The organism is Bacillus rhizoplanae, assembly GCF_917563915.1.
Classification (GTDB): domain Bacteria; phylum Bacillota; class Bacilli; order Bacillales; family Bacillaceae_G; genus Bacillus_A; species Bacillus_A rhizoplanae.
Genome location: NZ_CAKJTI010000007.1, coordinates 166,058 through 184,599, shown reverse-complemented (window position 1 = coordinate 184,599; position 18,542 = coordinate 166,058). Strand labels below are relative to the sequence as shown.

Sequence of the window (18,542 nt, the reverse complement as noted above, 5' to 3'; positions counted from 1 at the left end):
CTATAATCTTACAGGAATCGATAATTATTAACCTATATCTACATTTCTTACGGGTTGATACATAAACTTCATGTTAAATAAGCGGTAATAGTAGCACTTAGTTATAGTTAAAACAATGTTGTTTAATTCTCCATCCCTCTAAAAAAATAAGATTATGAATATAAATGACTTAAAACTAAATCTATAACTTCGTCATAGGTTTTAATCATAATGTTTCTATAATCATTTTCTAACCTTCTCCAATTTGGGGTATCTAACATCCATCTTCTTCCCATTACCAAAATTCTTTTCGGATAATAAACTTTTATTCTATGCTTTTCTTCTGCAAACTCTCTATTTTTAGGGTCTTCAAAATAATACTCATAGTCTCTTGTTTGACTAACATATGAATGAATCTCCGCACTGAAGGTTTCTCTATTCTCCCGCCCTACTATGCTATTTATATTTTTTAAATTAGGTAATTTAAATTCAACAATGTCCGAATAACCATTTGACCCTTCTATAAAAAAGTCTGGCCTAATCGCTTTACGTTCTTCTGATTGCCATTCTAATTCACATTCAGAAGATATCTTTTTACCCATAAAAGCCATTTTTAATATAAACTGATTTTCAGGTTCAGCTAGAAAAGCAGTTATTTGAGGTTCACTCGTATCCTTAGAACTAATCAACTCAACAAAGCGATTTAAACTATACCATTTTTCTTCCCTAAATCCAGAAGGGAGAGGATATTGAAAATGGACATCATGCATTATGACATCTGCAAGATTAGGCCACATATAAAATTTAAATGCATCTACTTCTACATCTGTATCATCTATTTGTAATGGAAACAAATCTAGCCACTTTACATTTCTGGTAACTAGGCCAGATTTGTTAGTTCCATAAAAGAAACCATTAACTATTCTATGACACATGCCTTCCTGTAATACAAATCCGCCTGTATTGATACCCATTATCATTGACTGACCACCTAAATTCCAACCATTCCCTATCATAATATCCATTGCCTCATTAGTAGGATAAACGAGATCTTCATTATACCCAAGTAATGGCATTACTGGACCTGTATGTTTACTATAATCAATGCCTAATATGTCTGTTAATAGGTTCTCTCCTTTTGAATAGTCTAAAATTTGAATATCAGCTGTATGTCTCGAACTAATTTCTTGAGAATTAACATCCCCTATATACTCTACACCCCAATGGGTTTTGCCTAAATATAATATTACCTTCTCTGGATTCAGTAAGAATTTTGTGAAATTCTTTTTTAAATCAGGATTTTTTTCTAGAAGACGCCATAATTTTCCCCAATAATTCTCCATTAGCATTTTTCCTAATGAAGTAGCAACATCCTCCATTGTTAATGTTTCTTTTTCCTCCATCTTATCATCTCCTTTTAAAATTAAACGAGATGCTGTATTCTTACTTTTCCGGAACATCAATACAACAAGTCATATTTATTATAAATAATATAACCAAAACTTAACAGTATTGACACCAAGAACACATTCCAGTATTATCAGGGTATCAATCGGTGTCATAACTTATATTCAAAAATAAAGGTGGAAAAACAATGATTTATGGATATGCTAGGGTAAGTACATACGGACAAGCTAAGGACGGTAATAGTTTAAAAGACCAGCTAAGAATATTAGAAGGCTATAATTGTAATGAGATAGTACAGGAAGCATTTACAGGGAAAACAACAGATCGTCCAATGTTCAAGGAATTAGTAGATAAGCTACAAAATGGTGACACATTAGTGGTAACTAAACTTGATCGTTTTGCTAGAACACTAATTGAAGGTGAAAAAATCATTACTGAATTGATTGATAGAGGAGTAAAAGTCATCATAGACAATATGGGAATGATTTTAGACAACACCTCAAGTAGTAAACTAATGAGACAAATATTTTTTGCTTTTGCTGAATATGAAAGAAACATGATTGTAGAACGTACTCAATCAGGTAAAGCCATTGCCAAACAACGTACAGACTTTAGAGAAGGGCGTCCTAATAAATATACCAAGAAACAGATAGAACACGCTTTAAAACTGTTAGAAACTCACTCGTATAAAGAAGTGGAGAACATGACAGGCATTTCTAAAAGTACCCTTATAAGGGCTAAGAAGAAACAACAGGCGATACTTTAAACGGTGATCGTCTTTTTTAATTGTGCATAGCCTTTTACAGAACACCTATTCGAACCTTGTTACACCTAGCTTTTGTGCAAAAAAATATTTTCTGATTGCACAAGTATGCACAGCAAAGAGGCGATATTTTGCCAATAAAAAAACATCCAAAATGGATGCCAAAAGTTTCCTGTCTATTTCTCAAATAATTTATTGGATAATCTTATATTAGATTCACCATCACCTTTTTTCATGAACAATGAAATATAATTGTTCTGCACTAGGTCTTTAAAAACTATTATAGCATCGGCATGAGTCAACAAACATTTTCTTTGAATCATAGATACAAAGTGTGATGACTTAAACTGGTCATTTTCTTGAAAGTGTTCTCGAAGGTACTTAATAAAGGAGTATGTAGAACCTACATCCTTAAAGGATTGTTCGACTAAATTTTTCTCTAACCATATGTCAAAATCTAAACTTTTAACACCTTCATTAGCCTTTTTATAAAGACCTTCTAAATCTTCTTTCTTTACATCATCCATTTGTTTAAGTCCTTGAATTTCTTTTACCAGCCCTGTTCTCCATTCCTCTGATTTATTTACTGCCTTAATCATTTGGTCCTTCATACCTTGTAATTCATCCATCTTTGCTGTTAGACTTTCAATTATTGAACTCGCAATTATGTTTGACTCCTGCAATTTCTCAGCAGTTTCTTTTAAATCTACCATAGATTCTCTTTGACCTGCTACGTCAATTAAAGATAATACAATTGCTATTACTGATAAAATCAATGATGAAACAGTTGAGGCAGTTCCCATCATTGTACCAGCGTTATCTGTCCCCCCAAAGGCTATAACAAGAAAGAACGAAAGAACAATTACAAAAATTATAATGATATAAACTAAGTGACTAACTCCTATTTGACCCCTTTTCATGAAACATCTCCCTTTCAATTACATTTTTTTGACAAAAAGGGACTATTTTCCTTCTAATCAAAATACATTTCTGAAATATAGTAATATCGATATAAAGAAAAAGTGATACTATTACTAGTACCACTTAAAACCCTCGTTCCTGTACTTTTTATCTGTTTAGTTAAACTAGTCAAATAGTGTCATAACTTTTTTAGGGTGTTTTTCCTTGTATTCTATGAAAACAAAATAACAATCTTTCCGACTTTTTCCATTTACAATATTTTTAATGGTTGTCCTAGATACAGGGAACCTTTTTTCTATCTCATAAGGCTGTAACCCCTTCACCTTATTTAGAAACAAAATTTCATAAACGTCTTTATCTGTTAATTTGACGTTGTTAAATCCAATACCGTCCATAAACACCTTTCCTTTCCAAATAATTTAGCCTTTTAATTCGCTTTTCTTATTCAATTATCATAATCTTCTTCATATGGATCCTCATCAATTGGTTCTAGGTCTATAATTAAACGCTTAACAATTCCTTTTTCATCTGTTTCACCAAGTACAGAAAACCAACCTCCATTACTTTCTGTCTCTATTTGTAGTCCTAAAATATCACAGTCCCCTAATCGAATAGTTTCTGTATCTGTAGCAAACTCTCCTAAATAAATAGTGCCATTCTTAACGTTTGTTTTCATTGTTAGTACCTCCAAGTAATTGTTTTTTAAGGGCTTGTTATTGCCCCTTACAATTAGGTACTTGCAATTTCATTTCATAATAGGACATCAAATTGAAAAAATTTTATAAGAACAACAAAAAGATTATATATTCCTTACACGAAAAAGCCAGACCTTGAAATAACCTTACTAATAAATCTTCTTTTATGATTCAAATCCTTAATGCTTTCCCAATGCTACTCTCGTGAGGAGATATAATGATAAAAAAATAAAAGGATCGGCTACTATGCCCATCCTCGTTTTTTCTTATATTCTTGGTCAACTTCTTCTATACACTCCTTTGAACAAACCATACGTCCCACCAAATCACCACTATACTCGTCACAGTAGCACCAAGTGTAAAAACCACCTTCAGGTTCTTTAGGAACGTGTATAACCGTGTTGCATTGCATACAGCGATAATACCAATGACCTTTGTATTTCTTTTTATATGGATTGAAAAAATATCGTTCTAGTTCCACACCATTTCCTCCTATTATTTATATCAAACAATGAAAATACTATTGATCTCATCATTCCTCTAATAACTATTTACTGTCTCACATCCAATCGAATCATATGACTCACTACATCACAATTATCTTTCATTCAATTACTCATTTCTCTATACTCCGCTACGCTACGTATGTGGTCGTTCCACTCCCACACTGTTTACGACTAATATAGAATATTATTTTTTTATTAACCGCACTAATCACATGGAGAGGGATAGTTTGTATCCCTCGGAGTGTGTATAGTGTATTTTTTCTTTCTTTAAGGAAATGTTTTTTAAGGCTTGATATATCAGCGTTTGTAGAGTTATTTGCTAGTTTTTTTATGCAAATTAAATCTCATTATTTAAGTACATTTCTAATAATGTCCGCATTCTTTCAGAAGGAATATAAACATCAATAGGTTCATCATTGCGAATAGCACTCCGAAATAACCACTGGAGTAATTCTGATAGTGCAAATAAATCCTCATTTACTTTAATATCATGTGAATGAAAGAATCGTTTAATCATCGGATTCATATATCTCCCTCTATTTCATGAGTTAATATACCAAATTTTATTAAAAAACACAAGAAAATCATTTACACCAATAATAAAAGTGTGTTATATTTAAATGTTTGTAACTTAATTCGAATTAAGGTAAGGTAACTTAATCTTATATTGTTGTCTAAAAAGGTACACCTGTATAGACGGTGGAAAAACAGCCAAAAACGACGTCTACTTAAATGGGGAATAAACCTTTATGTACGTATATTGAAAAAACAACCTTTATAGACGGTTGTTGTATATTAAATCTATCAACTAATAGAAACGGTGGTTTTAATAATGGGAATCAATTTTGGCTATATGCGTGTATCAACTAAAGAACAGAATTTAGATAGACAATATGAGGCATTAAAGGGTTATGTAACTGATGAGAAATACATATACAGCGATAAAGCAAGTGGCAAGGATATGGAACGTGAGGAATTTCAAAACATGCTTAAAGCAATGAGAAGTGGCGACACGCTTTACATAAAATCTATTGACCTTTTAGGACGTAATAAACAGCAAATCAAAGAGTACCTACAATACTTTAAAAACGAGGGTATCAGAGTTAAAGTAATTGATCTACCAACTACTATGATAGATATACAAGAAGGTCAAGAAGGCATTTTAGATATGGTAAATAACATTTTAATTGAGGTGTATACTACACTAGCCCAGCAGGAAAGGAAAACTATTAAACAGCGTCAAAAAGAAGGAATCGCTGTTGCTAAAGCAAAAGGAAAACATTTAGGACGTCCAGTGTTAGCACTTCCTAAAGAATGGAACAAGCTGTACAAGGAATGGAAAGCAGGAAAGATAACAGCGGTGGCATTTATGAAAGATGTGGAAATGAAGAAAGCAACCTTTTACAAGAAAGTGAAAGAATACGAGGCTACACTTTAATAGTGTGGTCTTTTACTGTGCGAAATAAAATATTTTGAGGCGACTGTATAAAGAGGACGTGGAAGCGGAAAAAGTGAAATTTTGCACAAGCTAAATATGACAAGAACCCTTATTTTATCTACAGTTGACAAAGAACATATATTGTGCATGGTTCAAATAATGAACGTTAATACCTTCTTTACTTTACTTCATTCTTTTAACAGTTTTCTTTTCTTCTTTTGATAGTATTCTTTTAAAAAGTATATTTAAGTTTGTATAATTAAATATGTGTAAGTAAGTTTGTATAACGTTCATAATTTGAACTATGACAAGTCCAGTTATTGAACTATGGAAGTCCATTTTTAAAACTACCAATTCTACTGATTATTAAAATTGTGCCTTTCAAAGCAAACAAATGCTGTCATATCACTGTTTTTCTCATGGGTTAATCACAATTCATTATTTAACCTTCAGGAACAATATTTCTAGCTTGAATCTGCTGTTCCTGTTGTTCCCTCATTTGTTTTTCTTGTAGGTGCTGTTGAAAACGTTCCTTGTCCTGATCTGATATTTTCAGTAACTTACTCTCAAATTCTTTAAACTGTTGAACCTTATCAGGAACACATTTATATAATTCTGTCTTGCTTAATGGCTTGTAGACCACATAAACATTATTCCCTCTATTTGTCTTGCTTTTCTGTATTAGCCCAACTTCACATAATCTTTTAAGGCTGTTATGAACAGTTGCTTTACCTCCAATACGAGTATCAATCATTAAATGTTCAATAGTTGGAAAAGCATAACCATAGTTTTCATTGTATCGTTGAAGTAATTTCACATAAATGACTAAATCAGTATGAGTAATCAATCCTAGTTGAATATAATCGAATAATTCCATTGGCACTTGTTCAAAGTTACCATTTACATTTCCTTTACAAATAACTTCTGTCCCTTTGATTGTGGATACAGTGTTTGTCATTTAAAAACCATTCCTTTTCTACAAATTTTAGTAGTTCAATCTTTGAACCTTACATTTACCTACTTGCAGAATGGGAATAAAAAAAGACATGTAAAATAATTTTTTATAATTTTGTGGTAAGGTAGATTCTTTCCCCTTACCCTCTAATGACTTTTGATAATCGCTAAGAAATTCTTTTATGTTTGCCTTTCCATTTGCGTTTCTTCTTATTTTCACTAGCAAATAAACGGATCTAACCAGTGATAATTGTGCAAAGTCTTTTTAGTACCTAACATTATTACAATTTATGACATTTCACAAAAGATTAACACTATTGAGGTTATGCAAAAAAGTTTTTAGGGCTAGTTTGTACAAAAGACAACCAAACATTATAAATTGCACAAAAAGCACAAATAATCATTGTATTTTTTCATTAGGTAATACAAATTTAAACTAAACTCTTACTATTTTCCTTCACCTAGATCTTCGTAAGCACATTCTATATCTTCGATTTTCATATCTTCATACTGCATTTCAGCCCAAAATTCTGCTTGTTGCCCCGCATATTCTTCAGTGGTAAGTTCAAAACGTGAGTCCTAAATATAATCATCTAAATCCTCAATATGAATTTCAAGAAATTCTATTGCTTGTTCATAACACACTTGTAAGTTTGTCACTAAGGGTTTCCGTTTCCTTGTCATCCAATTCCACTTCGTAATGCATGAAATTATTACGTATTTTATTAACATAAAGAATTGTGGCATAAAATTCTTCAATAATATCAATATCACAGAGATACTCAATTCTCTTTAACGCCTCTAAAAGACTAACAGTCCTTACATTTCCATCTATATCAAAGACCATCTTTTGACCACCTTTAAACTTTTTCAAGCCCTGTTTTGCTTTTAAGTAAGGTTCAATTTTTTCAAACATTAACGCTGGACTACGTTGTTGAAGAATGTATTTTAACAACAGTTCTACTCCATGATTAAGAAAAATAACTGCGTCTTTTAGTCTATGTCCTTCACCAACAATTATCTCTTTTAATTGTTCTAAGTTTTCATATGCAGACCTTAATGAATCTGCACCATTATCAAGTCAAGTAAATTTCACTAACATTCAACTCTTTCTTTTATTTCCTTCGATAAACCTTTTATTAAATTTAATGCCATGATTAACAGTAGTGGCTTAAATAAAGTGTTAATCACTTTTCTTTTTCATGTAAACAACATGGCTTGTTCTCTGCCGTCCCTCTAATAGCTTAATAGCTGTTAGGGGGGCTTATTTTTCCTAATTTACATAAAAAAACTGTCAGGGAATAGCCCTAACAGTCATAATTGTTTATATAATTCAGTTGATAGAATATCAAATAAAGTATCAAGGTGATCGTTGCTTTTAACACCAGCCACTCTAGTCCTTACATTTTCATCATTAAAGTTTAATCTCTTTAATCGTGTTCCATTTTTACGTATTAACTCAATTCGACCAAAACTGTTCCAGTGTTCACCAGCAAATTTAGCTAATCCTACCGCCTTTTTCCAGTTATCATCCAAATCATCTCTATGTGGTTCAAGTATGTCTACAATTAGATTGTCTCCTAACTTCCTAACAACTAGAAAATCAGGATACATTGGTTTAATTTTACCTGAATCTTCATATGGTATTGAAAACGACCATGTTTTTCTATCAAAATTTCGCAACCATCCAACCACATCTTCACGTAATATTTCTGCTTCTATCGTTGCTTTTTCCCAACCATTTAATTTCGCTGGGAAAACTCCCTTATCAGTAATATAAAGGTGTTTATCATATAGTTCATAGTCAGAACTTCTGATATCTCCATAGAATAAAATTTGAGTAGGTGCTATAAACTCAATTTTTTCAGGTATTTTTGATTGTCCCCTAATAATATTATATTTTTCTTGTTCTGATGTAGAAAGTGCTTTAATTGCCAGTTTGTGAGTTTCAAACAATTCGTTTAAACGCAACTTACATACATTTTCTAGTTCTTCATACACCTCTTTATGTTGCAAGGTAAGAAATAATTCTAATTTAGAAGTATTAGGGTTTTGTCTATCATAATAAGTTGACCAATAATCTAAATGAAGACCTTCCCCCAGTCTCTTTCCACACCTATTAAACAATTCAGCAATATTAGGCTCACTAAGTTTAACTCTTAGTGATTCTCCCGGGAGTTCCCTCCATATTCCTTGTTCAACTGTAATAGGATTTATTATCATCTCATCTGCTTCACTGATTTTTGTTGCAAAACTCTTATCCTTAGTTTTTAATTTTTCCTTTTCATTAAACAAGGTCTGGATTATTAGATTCTTCGAATTATCTAAAGCCTCAGAATCTATTTGGTGAAAGGATGTTAATAAACGAGATAATTTTATTAAACGCCTTACATTTGATGTTTTTCTGCTTTTTTCAAGTGGGTACGTAGGTATTTCTCCTAGTACTTTAAAAACATGATCAAAATCTTTATGACGATTAAGAATTACTTGGTTATTCCCATTTTCAATACTTGTTGGAGGTACGAAATCAGGGTCATTCTTTAAATGATCTATTACATTACGTAATCCTTCGGAGTCATAATGTGGTAGATATAACGATACAGAGTTTAATAATTCTTGGGCTTCTATTCTCCTAGCTAAAGGAGTTCTCACCATCCTACCTATCAACTGTGCGATTAAAGTATAATCTTTTGCCTTTCTAAATGACATCATAACCTCGGCACGAGGACAGTCCCAACCAGTTGTTAAACTCATTTTAAATAAAATAAATTTTATATTTTTTTGATCTTGAATTTTCGAAGCCTCAATTTTCCTTATTCGTTTATTTCCAGCAGATATATCTACATCCTCTTCAAAGCAATGTGCAATCTCTTCATCACTAATAGTTCCATATTCATCCTCAATTGTCCTAATGACTAATTCAAGATTCGTTTTAGTAATGCTGGTATCATTTCTATCCTCAACCTGAATAACCATGGCTGGATGCACTTCGTCATTTCCCTGAGACAAAGTGTACTTACTCCATTCCCTACGCATCATTACTAATTGACGTGTAGCAGCTGAGAGTAATGTCCAATCAGAATACTGTTCTTCTTCTGGATGAAACAAAACAATTTTATCTTTTAGTAGACCCGATGTTCTTACAACTTCAGGATCAATCTCTATTACACGAGGGATCCTTCTATTTACTTTTTGTTGCGTACCTTGTAATAATCTTAAAAATCTATCTGGAGTAGCTGAGATACCTATTACCATTCCTATAGGATTTATTCCTAATCCTGGGTCGCCAAGAACGAGTTTTTGTACTGTTGTTCTAGAGAATTTTTCATCATATGAGGTTCGATTCATTCCTCTATGTGCTTCGTCAATAATTAAATAGAATTTGTCTTTGTATAGATCTGAGGAGTTTTGGATAGTCTCCCATATTGTATAATTTCGATGGTCACCTTTTGTTGTTAAAAGTTTATCTCTACCTAACTTTTGTGCATTAACAAAATAAAGTTTACCACCATCAAATGTTTCTTGATCAAAATCAGGACCAATCATTACAATATCATTTTCGCGAAATCGGTCGGAACAATCTAAAATTTTCTTACGGGACTGTTCATTTAATTCAGGTTGATCTGAGAACCAAAGAAAAACAGCATCTCTTTCAGCGGGAATACCATCTGACCCTTCCAAAATTGATTCCATTAACGCTGCTGTAATAACTGTTTTACCTGAACCAGTAGGTGATGATAATACAACTGCCTGTAAACCATCTTCTTTTACTTCTCGCTTAGCTTTTGACAATTCCTTAATCAATTCTTCTACTGCGTCTTCTTGAAAATCCTTTAAGCCAATTTTCATTTTAAATTATTCCTTCCATTGTCGTTTTAATTCAAAATTCTTCAAATAGTTTTTATAAAGCATATTTACATTGGGAACATTTAACTCTGACTTCATATCAAAGTAAGCATCCTCTGAGTTGGTAATGATAAAGACGTGTGTTAAATCTTCTCTTACGCTTATTTTTTCAGAAAATTCACCAAAATATTGTTCCTTCATCAATATAGCGTATGTACTATTCTCAGGTATTAAATACCTTACAGAACCTTCGACAACAGGAATATCGCCTTTTGATCCCGCAATCATCCATAGAACTGGTAATATTGATTTAAATTGCATTCCTAAAGCAACTTCATCTGGATCTAAAAAGTCCAACTTATAATAATCTAGGTTTGCAGAAAATCCTTCAGAAAACAGACGTTTTTCTTCTTCTTTAACTATTAAATACCCCATGTTTTCTATAATTTGTTCTTTAAATCTCCTAAACTGACTTTGACGTGAGGTCATTATGTATATATCTGTGACATGTAGATTTTCTTCGAGGTTTTCTAAGTACTCTTCAAACTTAGTATCATCAAATAATATAGTTGCAGAACACTTTTCGTCTAAAAAGAAAGGCATATCACCTTTAATTTTTGATTGTGGTAGTCCATCTATTAAAGCAACTAATTGTTTTCTCATCGGTGTATTTAATGTTTTTCCATCCACAAATCCAATCTGTTTTATATTTCTTGGTTTCTCTTTATCAATAAGGCGACCTGTGGTATAGTCTCCTTCAATTGTTGAACCATCATCTCGTTTACCCAAAATTGTGAATTTGGAACGTGGAAATGTAACAGACCGACATACCCCATGTTTTTCCCAATTCGGTTGACCCGGATAATAACCTTGTTGTTCTAATTTTTCCGCTTCATCTCCAGAAACTTCATTATTTGTAACTAGTACGCATTGGTGTTGCTTGTTATAAGTTTGATTCAGCATTAACACTGAGTGTAAAGTTGTTCCACTTCCAGCAAAAAAATCTAATATCAAGGCATTCTCCCGATTACTAACTACTGCGTTTATACAATCTGCTACTGCATATACAGACTTAGGGAAATCAAAATTAGAAGATCTACCCATAATTTTAGAAAGGAGTTCGGTCCCATAGGTACTTGCATCTAATGTTGTCTTACTCCAAACAGTTTTGTATTTTTTAGACTGCTTTTCCCTTAAAGTGTAATAAACTTGAACACCATATGATTGTTCTCTAGCTTGTAACTTCCCTTGACTTACAGCATCTCTAGTTCTTTCAAGCCCATAATGCCAATTTTTCTCTATACCATTCTCATCAATTGGCCAGACAGTTATGATGTTTTCATCTGAACTATCTTCTCTCTGTTGACCAAGAGGTATAGGGTCTCCGACACTTACAATTTCGAGGGTATTTTTGTCTACATATATAGGGAAAAATTTTCTCCACCGTTGAGTTCTTAGTGAACCACTGCCTGTTCGTCTTAAATTTCTAGTTTCTCCACCAATCATTTCTTCAAGGATCTCTTCTTGAATTACTTCCTGCCCTTTTGGGACTAAGAAGATAGCAAATTCATTAGTCTTAGCAAAGTTCTTTCCTCTTCTTCCCCTTTTGTTATGTTCAATTGTCACTATGTAATCATCATAATCAGGAAATATTTCCTCTAGTAACGTACCGATATGATACAATTCGTAGTCGTCGATGGTAAGAATAAGTACTCCGTCATTTTTTAATAGTTGTTTAGCTAATACAAGGCGTTTCTGCATCATCGATAACCACTTACTATGCCTGTATGTATCATTAGAATCAATGTAATCGTTATTATATTTCCAATCCCTCGCACCAGTATTATATGGAGGATCAATATAGATACAATCAACTCTATTAGAGTACATATATTCTAATAATTGAAGTGCATGATAATTATCAGCTTCTATCAAAACATGGTGTGGAGAACTTTGATTACCATTTCTAACTTCATCTAATTTTACTAAGGCAGGATAGATAGGATCTCCAAATTGCTTAACAATAACTACACTTTCAGTTGGTACTTCTTCTATCGTTCCGTCTGAATTTTTAACTACTTCACTAGTTTCACCTAATATTTTTTTTACACGATAAGTTTCACTCAAATTTCCTTTCTTCTTCGCCACCGTTGATCGAATGGTAATGGGTGCACTAAAAAGAGGAACAACTTCAGGTATATGCTGTTCAAATACCACTCCGAATTGTTTTCTACCTTTAAGTTTTTTCACTTCACTTTTAATAATATTTCTAAGTTCTGGTTGGGTTATTTGATCGATTTTATCTTCTAAAAGTGCCATCTTTTTCTCTCCATTTAATAAAATGTATAATCTATTTCTATTATTATACATTTCTTCCACAATTATAGTCGGAATATGTCGATAAACAATAATATTTAGAATATTTTTGCGAAAATAACATTTTCTAATTTAGATAATATGAAAACATCTTGTTCAAGCAAATTCACTTGAAATACTTTTCCATTAAAAAAACACCCTCTTAATGGATGCTGGGTAAGCGAAGATATTTTATTTTAATTCCACTGCACTTTTAATATTCTCACCTGTCATTTTTAACGCAATATCTTTTAGTTCATTATCCCCCCCAAGAATCCTCTTTTACCTTTTTGCCAGAAGACATAGCAGGTTAAATTCCCAACTTTTCTTCTACATAATTTATACCGTCTCATGTCATCATCATTTCAGGGGATCTTTTTGATACTCATTATAAATTATAACAAGTAGATTTTGTTTATTATCAAATTCAACCAAAATCATCCCTTCTTAATAATAGCCCACAACAAAAACGATAATACTTCTTTCTCTGTTTAATTTCCCATTCACTTAAAAATAATATCAACATAACTTATCATATTGTGATTATCAGCCTGGATAACATTGATTTCATAGGGGGGAATCACAACCATGTTAGCAATCTAATGACATTCAAAGTGTGACTTATAAAAGTAATAACCTCCTCGCACTACATAACTAATAAATAACTAATATCTTTGATAGCTAATACTATTAAGCACGAATGAACGTAGTGAATGAGTGGCGTAAGCAATAATACTTTAATTAAATATTGTCACCAGTAATAGCTGGTGTTATAGATACTAAGTTAATATCCTTTAACAGTAATAACAGTGTATCTCTTTTTCCCTCTAATGGCTTAACCGCTGTTAGGGGGGTTTTCTTTTTGCCCAAAATAAAAAAGAATAATCAATAATGATTATCCTTACTTGTAAATTATATTTATAGTCGGTGATTCTGCACCTTTTTTAAAAGACCATAATATCCCACCAACAAAGCCATGTAATAAGCGATTTATCTTTTCATCAGAATAGCCTTCACTGTCTAATAAATGCCACTTACCTACTAAGTTTTCAACAGCCTCTAGTTGTTCCTTTAAGGTGTCTATTTTAACTGATTTATCTTCCTTCTCTATTGCCAATATTTCTTCTTCAATTAGCTTTATTTCTTCTTGTCGTATAGCTTTGCTTTCTCTATATTCAACAATATCTATTTCCTCTTCTTCAAAAAGATAATTGTTGTTTTTTAAAGCTTTTTTAGACTTGTTTAATCGGCTAAGTAGTATTTCTTTTCTACATTGAGTATTGTCTTCCTGCTGACCTTCTTCCAGCGTTTCCAGTGCCTTTAATATATGTTCTTTGTAGCCTAACACTTCTTCCTTAATCAAGGCTAACACAGGATTATAATAAAAGCCTCTGTTCCCACACAGACAATGCTTAATGTAGATTTTGTTAAGTTTTGGCTTTAGGTTACAACCTTGTATCCTGCCACAATTCGCACAATAAATAAGATTACTTGTAGGATAAATACGATTTTTACTTCTAGGTGCTTTAAACGAATATGTATTAACGATTTTATTTGCCGCTTCCCAAGTAGCTTCATCTACAATCGGTTGGTGTGCATTATGGACAATAATCCAATCTTCTTTAGGTCTAGGCTTATATTGACCAATAGTTTTGTTACTGGCTATTGTTCCTTTATAAGCGTCGTTATTTATAATACGCTGGATACTATTGTATTTAAAATCATACCCCTGTCTTGTTTTTATTCCCATGTTATTTAGCTGTTTAATAAGTTCAGGTATAGTTGTACCTTTAACAATTTCGGAGAAAATAAACTGAACATCTTTAGCACGTTCATTAGGGACAAGTTTTCTTGTTTTTGAATCTTTTGAGTAGCCTAATGGTGCTATTCCATCTGTCCATAGCCCTTGTTGTTGGGCGAATTTTTTGCCTCTTTGCATACGCCTTAGAATTTGCTTATATTCTCCACTAGCAATAAGGTTAGTTATCCCTAATAATAAACTGTCATCATCTTTTGTAAGATCATATAATCTATACGGTGTAACAATGAATGTTTCTGTTTGATAAAGTATCCTTTTAATATCACTAGCGTCATACTCATTTCTTGAAAGCCTATCTATATCCATAACTACAACAGCGTCAAAATAGTCCTGTTGCACTCGTTCCAAAAGCTTCATCATTTGTTTTCGATTTATTATAGTACTACTTGAAGCCACTTCTTCAAAAATCTCATATGACCATCTATTTTCATTACATAATGTAATTAGTGTTTGACGGTGGTTATCTAATATTTGTTCTATTCCTAGGTTTTCTTCGTCACGACTTAATCTTAAATATATTGCAACGTGCTTTATGTTATTGTTGTTGAATAGCATATAATCACCTTCCTAAAGGTAATTATACAAGGTTCTACCCACGTACTCAACAAGTTGGTCCTGTAAAAATAATTAATCCATGCGAATGATGTAAAAAAGAGAGAAGTGTTTTCGCGGAACTTGGGAATAATGAGAGATGCGAGAGGTTTGGCACCGCCGTTTGTAAGTGCATACGAATGACCAAACTTTCATGATGTATAGTTGGCAAAGTAGAAAGGCGTAAATATACTTCCTCCTCATTAACTTTCATCTGCAATGAACCATTTTGCGGCTTTCTCCTTTCACCAATATCCATAGCTGCTAAAAATTTAAAGTGCGATACAAGCCGTTCGCAAAACTCTTTTGAAATACAGTGCTTTGTCACCAAATCCTTTCCAATACGCAATTGCACAACAGCATCTTCATGACGTGGCACAATATGAAGATCTGATGCACGCAACCGGCATGCTTCTTTCATGATTGTGTCAGCAAACTGTTCGACAGCATTCACTGTTATCCCCTCCTCACTATTTATATATCATGGCCATCATGAAAAGAAAAATGAGGAATTTTCTATTTCTATCATGATATTTTTCAATTTTCTAAACAAAAATAACAAAAAGTATGTGAAATTATGAACAATTAATGAATCATTACCAAAACCCATTATTATACAACATTATCTATATTATAATGTTGTTATCTCAGATAAACCGATAAAGGTGGCGATCCTCATGGAACAAGCTTTAAAAATTACAAATGTACTATCTGATCCAACACGCTATTATATTTATCAATATATTTCTCAAAAACATAATGAAGTTACTGTACAAGAAATTGCTGATGAATTTGATATTCATCCAAATGTTGCGCGTTTACACCTCTCTAAGCTAGAAGATGTAAATATGTTAAAATCAGAAACAAAAAAAACAGGTAAAGGTGGCAGACCAAGCCGGTTATACGCACTATCAGACGATGTGATTCAACTGCAGTTTCCGTTTCGTGATTATCAATTGTTAGCACAAATTGCATGCAATACATTGCTTAGCTTAGGTGAAATCGGTGAAAAAGCACTATATGAAACAGGTAAGAAATTTGGTAAAGAATTAATGGAACAACATCTACATCGGCTAAGCATTAGCGAAAATGAATTAACAGTAGAACAAAAAATACAAATTGCGAAAGAAGCTTTAACAACAGCCGGATTATCTCCGACATTTGAATTAAGCATTGATGGAACAAAAATTTTCTATGATGTATACAATTGCCCATTTAAAGAAGTTGCCATTCACCATCCAAAAGAAATTTGCAACATGCACGTCGATATGATGACAGGCATCTTTGAAATTTTATTCCCGAACATGGAATTAACCCACAATGAGAATATGCTAGAAACAGGTTGTAAATCTTGTAATTATCATCTTCATATGTAAAATAAGAAGCCAGATTATACTGGCTTCTTATTATTTTGCAAATGTTTACAATAGTTAGAAAAGTGCATTATAATAAAAGGAGTATTAAGTTCATATAGAAGGAGGGGAATGGGATGGAGCGCATGTTTCGCGTTCTCGGCTTTTGGACTGGTATTTTTTCAGTCATGTTTTATCTAGGGGATATGTATGGGACAGCACTATTGTTTTTAGGACAAACAGGATTTTTTGTACTTTTAAGTTATTTAAAATTAACAGAGCGCATGTACATTTATGTATTCGGCGCATATTTAACAGTTTTCTTCATTGGATTTACATACTATACGACATTCCTTCTTACACCAGGAATAGGACATTAAGATGGCATATACGCCATCTTTTTTTTATATTTAACTCATTCCACAGTTGACTTATAGGTTTTATTGGAATATATTTGTATGTAACAGATTTGAAGGAGGAAAACAGTATGAATACATTGTTAGTTAGCATAAACGTTGTAATTATGCTCCTATTAGTCAGCGTGTTATATTATATGCAGCGTAAGCACGTTTCTTTTAATAAACGTGTATTTACCGCACTCGGACTCGGAATTATATTCGGACTTATTTTACAATTTTTTTATAAACCAACTTCTGAAGTCATTATCCAATCTAATAATTGGTTTAACTTAATTGGAAGCGGTTATGTTAAGTTATTACAAATGATCGTTATGCCGCTTATTTTAGTTTCTATTCTTTCAGCGTTTACAAAATTAAAACTAACAAATAATCTTGGTAAAATTAGCGGTTTTATTATCGGTATTTTACTTCTTACAACGGCAATTGCTGCTGCAGTCGGAATTGCTGCAAGCGCTGGTTTTGATGTGCAAGCAACTGGCTTGCAGCAAGGTGATGCAGAAACAGCTCGCTTAAAATTAGTGGAAGAAAAATCCACTTCCATTGAACAAACACCCATTCCGCAAAAATTATTAGAATTACTCCCTGCAAATCCATTTCTAGATTTAACAGGTGCTCGTCCAACATCAACAATTTCTGTTGTCATTTTTGCAGCGTTTATTGGGATTGCCTTCTTAGGAGTGAAAAAGAAATATCCAGAACAGGCAGAACAATTTAAGAAGATGCTCGATGCCGTATATGCGGTCGTAATGCGGATGGTAACATTAATTTTACGTCTTACTCCATATGGCGTACTTGCTCTTATGGCAAAAACAGTTTCAGGTAGTGACATCCAGGCCATTTTAAAACTTGGAAATTTTGTATTAGCGTCTTACGTAGCACTCATTGTTATGTTTATTATTCACTTATTACTTATCGCTCTTTCTGGTTTAAATCCAATCCAATATTTGAAAAAGGTATTCCCTGTTTTAACATTTGCGTTTACTTCACGCTCAAGCGCAGGTACACTGCCATTAAATATTGAAGCGCAAAAAGAAAAACTAGGCGTTTCAGAAGGAATTGCAAACTTTGCGGCATCCTTTGGTGTATCAATTGGTCAAAACGGATGTGCCGGTATTTATCCTGCAATGCTTGCGATGATGGTTGCACCAACTGTTGGTATCGATCCATTGCAGCCACAATTTATCTTAACGTTAATTGCCGTTGTTGCGATTAGTTCATTCGGCGTTGCCGGTGTCGGAGGCGGAGCAACATTTGCAGCACTCATCGTACTTTCTACAATGAACTTACCAATTGGAATTGTCGCTCTATTAATTTCTGTTGAACCATTAATTGATATGGGACGCACAGCTTTAAATGTGAGCGGTTCTATGACAGCTGGTTTGATTTCTAGCAAATGGCTCGGAGAATTAGATGTAAATACGTACAATGAAACAGTCAATAAAACTGAAGAAGTTGCACTATAAGAAAAACCCCCTGAACATTCAGGGGGTTTTCTTA

15 protein-coding genes and 2 pseudogenes are annotated in these 18,542 nt (G+C 32.9%); 5 read left to right on the top strand and 12 right to left on the bottom strand.

The window, feature by feature from the left end; all coding sequences use genetic code 11:
* Positions 1–152: 152 nt before the first annotated feature.
* Positions 153–1,382, bottom strand: a complete 1,230-nt coding sequence (locus LRP84_RS09940) for a Shedu anti-phage system protein SduA domain-containing protein (RefSeq protein ID WP_230574926.1) — start codon at positions 1,380–1,382, stop codon at positions 153–155.
* 191 nt (positions 1,383–1,573) lie between these two features.
* Between LRP84_RS09940 and LRP84_RS09935 the strand changes: the two genes are divergently transcribed.
* Positions 1,574–2,152: a recombinase family protein gene (locus LRP84_RS09935; RefSeq protein ID WP_230574925.1), complete on the top strand. Its 579-nt coding sequence runs from the start codon at positions 1,574–1,576 to the stop codon at positions 2,150–2,152.
* Between the two features lie 173 nt (positions 2,153–2,325).
* On the opposite strand, the gene LRP84_RS09930 is transcribed toward LRP84_RS09935, so the two are convergent.
* From LRP84_RS09930 to LRP84_RS09910, 5 genes and pseudogenes are all read right to left on the bottom strand, one after another.
* Complete coding sequence (locus LRP84_RS09930; protein ID WP_230574924.1) at positions 2,326–3,069, bottom strand: hypothetical protein; 744 nt, start codon at positions 3,067–3,069, stop codon at positions 2,326–2,328.
* Positions 3,070–3,234: 165 nt separating this feature from the next.
* Entirely contained in the window at positions 3,235–3,465 is a 231-nt protein-coding gene (locus LRP84_RS09925) for a hypothetical protein (protein ID WP_230574923.1), read from the bottom strand.
* A gap of 50 nt (positions 3,466–3,515) precedes the next feature.
* Entirely contained in the window at positions 3,516–3,746 is a 231-nt protein-coding gene (locus LRP84_RS09920; RefSeq protein ID WP_230574922.1) for a hypothetical protein, read from the bottom strand.
* Positions 3,747–4,009: 263 nt separating this feature from the next.
* Positions 4,010–4,246 (bottom strand): hypothetical protein, encoded by a 237-nt coding sequence (locus LRP84_RS09915; protein ID WP_230574921.1) that lies wholly within the window; start codon positions 4,244–4,246, stop codon positions 4,010–4,012.
* A gap of 362 nt (positions 4,247–4,608) precedes the next feature.
* A pseudogene (locus tag LRP84_RS09910) lies at positions 4,609–4,803 on the bottom strand (YonV C-terminus-related protein); the annotation flags it as partial.
* A gap of 300 nt (positions 4,804–5,103) precedes the next feature.
* Here LRP84_RS09910 and LRP84_RS09905 point away from each other — a divergent pair.
* The gene (locus LRP84_RS09905) at positions 5,104–5,709 is read left to right on the top strand and encodes a recombinase family protein (protein ID WP_230574920.1); all 606 of its coding nucleotides are present in this window, start codon (positions 5,104–5,106) and stop codon (positions 5,707–5,709) included.
* A gap of 442 nt (positions 5,710–6,151) precedes the next feature.
* Here LRP84_RS09905 and LRP84_RS09900 read toward each other — a convergent pair whose 3' ends face one another.
* The 6 genes and pseudogenes from LRP84_RS09900 to LRP84_RS09875 form a co-directional block, all read right to left on the bottom strand.
* Positions 6,152–6,667 (bottom strand): helix-turn-helix domain-containing protein, encoded by a 516-nt coding sequence (locus LRP84_RS09900; protein ID WP_230574919.1) that lies wholly within the window; start codon positions 6,665–6,667, stop codon positions 6,152–6,154.
* 630 nt (positions 6,668–7,297) lie between these two features.
* Complete coding sequence (locus tag LRP84_RS09895) at positions 7,298–7,618, bottom strand: hypothetical protein (RefSeq protein WP_230574918.1); 321 nt, start codon at positions 7,616–7,618, stop codon at positions 7,298–7,300.
* A 359-nt stretch (positions 7,619–7,977) separates the two neighbouring features.
* The gene (locus LRP84_RS09890) at positions 7,978–10,512 is read right to left on the bottom strand and encodes a DEAD/DEAH box helicase (protein WP_230574917.1); all 2,535 of its coding nucleotides are present in this window, start codon (positions 10,510–10,512) and stop codon (positions 7,978–7,980) included.
* 6 nt (positions 10,513–10,518) lie between these two features.
* The gene (locus LRP84_RS09885; protein ID WP_230574916.1) at positions 10,519–12,828 is read right to left on the bottom strand and encodes a site-specific DNA-methyltransferase; all 2,310 of its coding nucleotides are present in this window, start codon (positions 12,826–12,828) and stop codon (positions 10,519–10,521) included.
* Positions 12,829–13,765: 937 nt separating this feature from the next.
* A complete protein-coding gene (locus LRP84_RS09880; protein ID WP_230574915.1) occupies positions 13,766–15,238 on the bottom strand; it encodes a recombinase family protein in 1,473 nt (490 codons plus the stop codon).
* 52 nt (positions 15,239–15,290) lie between these two features.
* A pseudogene (locus LRP84_RS09875) lies at positions 15,291–15,728 on the bottom strand (ATPase, T2SS/T4P/T4SS family); the annotation flags it as partial.
* A 223-nt stretch (positions 15,729–15,951) separates the two neighbouring features.
* Here LRP84_RS09875 and LRP84_RS09870 point away from each other — a divergent pair.
* The 3 genes from LRP84_RS09870 (at position 15,952) to LRP84_RS09860 (ending at position 18,508) form a co-directional block, all read left to right on the top strand.
* Positions 15,952–16,650 carry a helix-turn-helix transcriptional regulator gene (locus tag LRP84_RS09870; RefSeq protein WP_230574914.1) on the top strand — a complete coding sequence of 233 codons (699 nt, stop codon included), beginning with the start codon at positions 15,952–15,954 and terminating at the stop codon, positions 16,648–16,650.
* A 113-nt stretch (positions 16,651–16,763) separates the two neighbouring features.
* Entirely contained in the window at positions 16,764–17,006 is a 243-nt protein-coding gene (locus LRP84_RS09865) for a DUF2626 domain-containing protein (RefSeq protein WP_230574913.1), read from the top strand.
* Between the two features lie 107 nt (positions 17,007–17,113).
* Positions 17,114–18,508: an L-cystine transporter gene (locus LRP84_RS09860; RefSeq protein WP_230574912.1), complete on the top strand. Its 1,395-nt coding sequence runs from the start codon at positions 17,114–17,116 to the stop codon at positions 18,506–18,508.
* Positions 18,509–18,542: the final 34 nt, after the last annotated feature.

Bases quoted from the DNA above. Each gene is read 5' to 3' on its own strand.
- LRP84_RS09920 (WP_230574922.1), bottom strand. From the start codon at position 3,746: ATGAAAACAAACGTTAAGAATGGCACTATTTATTTAGGAGAGTTTGCT.
- LRP84_RS09940 (WP_230574926.1), bottom strand. From the start codon at position 1,382: ATGGAGGAAAAAGAAACATTAACAATGGAGGATGTTGCTACTTCATTA.
- LRP84_RS09900 (WP_230574919.1), bottom strand. From the start codon at position 6,667: ATGACAAACACTGTATCCACAATCAAAGGGACAGAAGTTATTTGTAAA.
- LRP84_RS09890 (WP_230574917.1), bottom strand. From the start codon at position 10,512: ATGAAAATTGGCTTAAAGGATTTTCAAGAAGACGCAGTAGAAGAATTG.
- LRP84_RS09935 (WP_230574925.1), top strand. From the start codon at position 1,574: ATGATTTATGGATATGCTAGGGTAAGTACATACGGACAAGCTAAGGAC.
- LRP84_RS09930 (WP_230574924.1), bottom strand. From the start codon at position 3,069: ATGAAAAGGGGTCAAATAGGAGTTAGTCACTTAGTTTATATCATTATA.
- LRP84_RS09870 (WP_230574914.1), top strand. From the start codon at position 15,952: ATGGAACAAGCTTTAAAAATTACAAATGTACTATCTGATCCAACACGC.
- LRP84_RS09925 (WP_230574923.1), bottom strand. From the start codon at position 3,465: ATGGACGGTATTGGATTTAACAACGTCAAATTAACAGATAAAGACGTT.
- LRP84_RS09905 (WP_230574920.1), top strand. From the start codon at position 5,104: ATGGGAATCAATTTTGGCTATATGCGTGTATCAACTAAAGAACAGAAT.
- LRP84_RS09880 (WP_230574915.1), bottom strand. From the start codon at position 15,238: ATGCTATTCAACAACAATAACATAAAGCACGTTGCAATATATTTAAGA.
- LRP84_RS09865 (WP_230574913.1), top strand. From the start codon at position 16,764: ATGGAGCGCATGTTTCGCGTTCTCGGCTTTTGGACTGGTATTTTTTCA.
- LRP84_RS09860 (WP_230574912.1), top strand. From the start codon at position 17,114: ATGAATACATTGTTAGTTAGCATAAACGTTGTAATTATGCTCCTATTA.
- LRP84_RS09885 (WP_230574916.1), bottom strand. From the start codon at position 12,828: ATGGCACTTTTAGAAGATAAAATCGATCAAATAACCCAACCAGAACTT.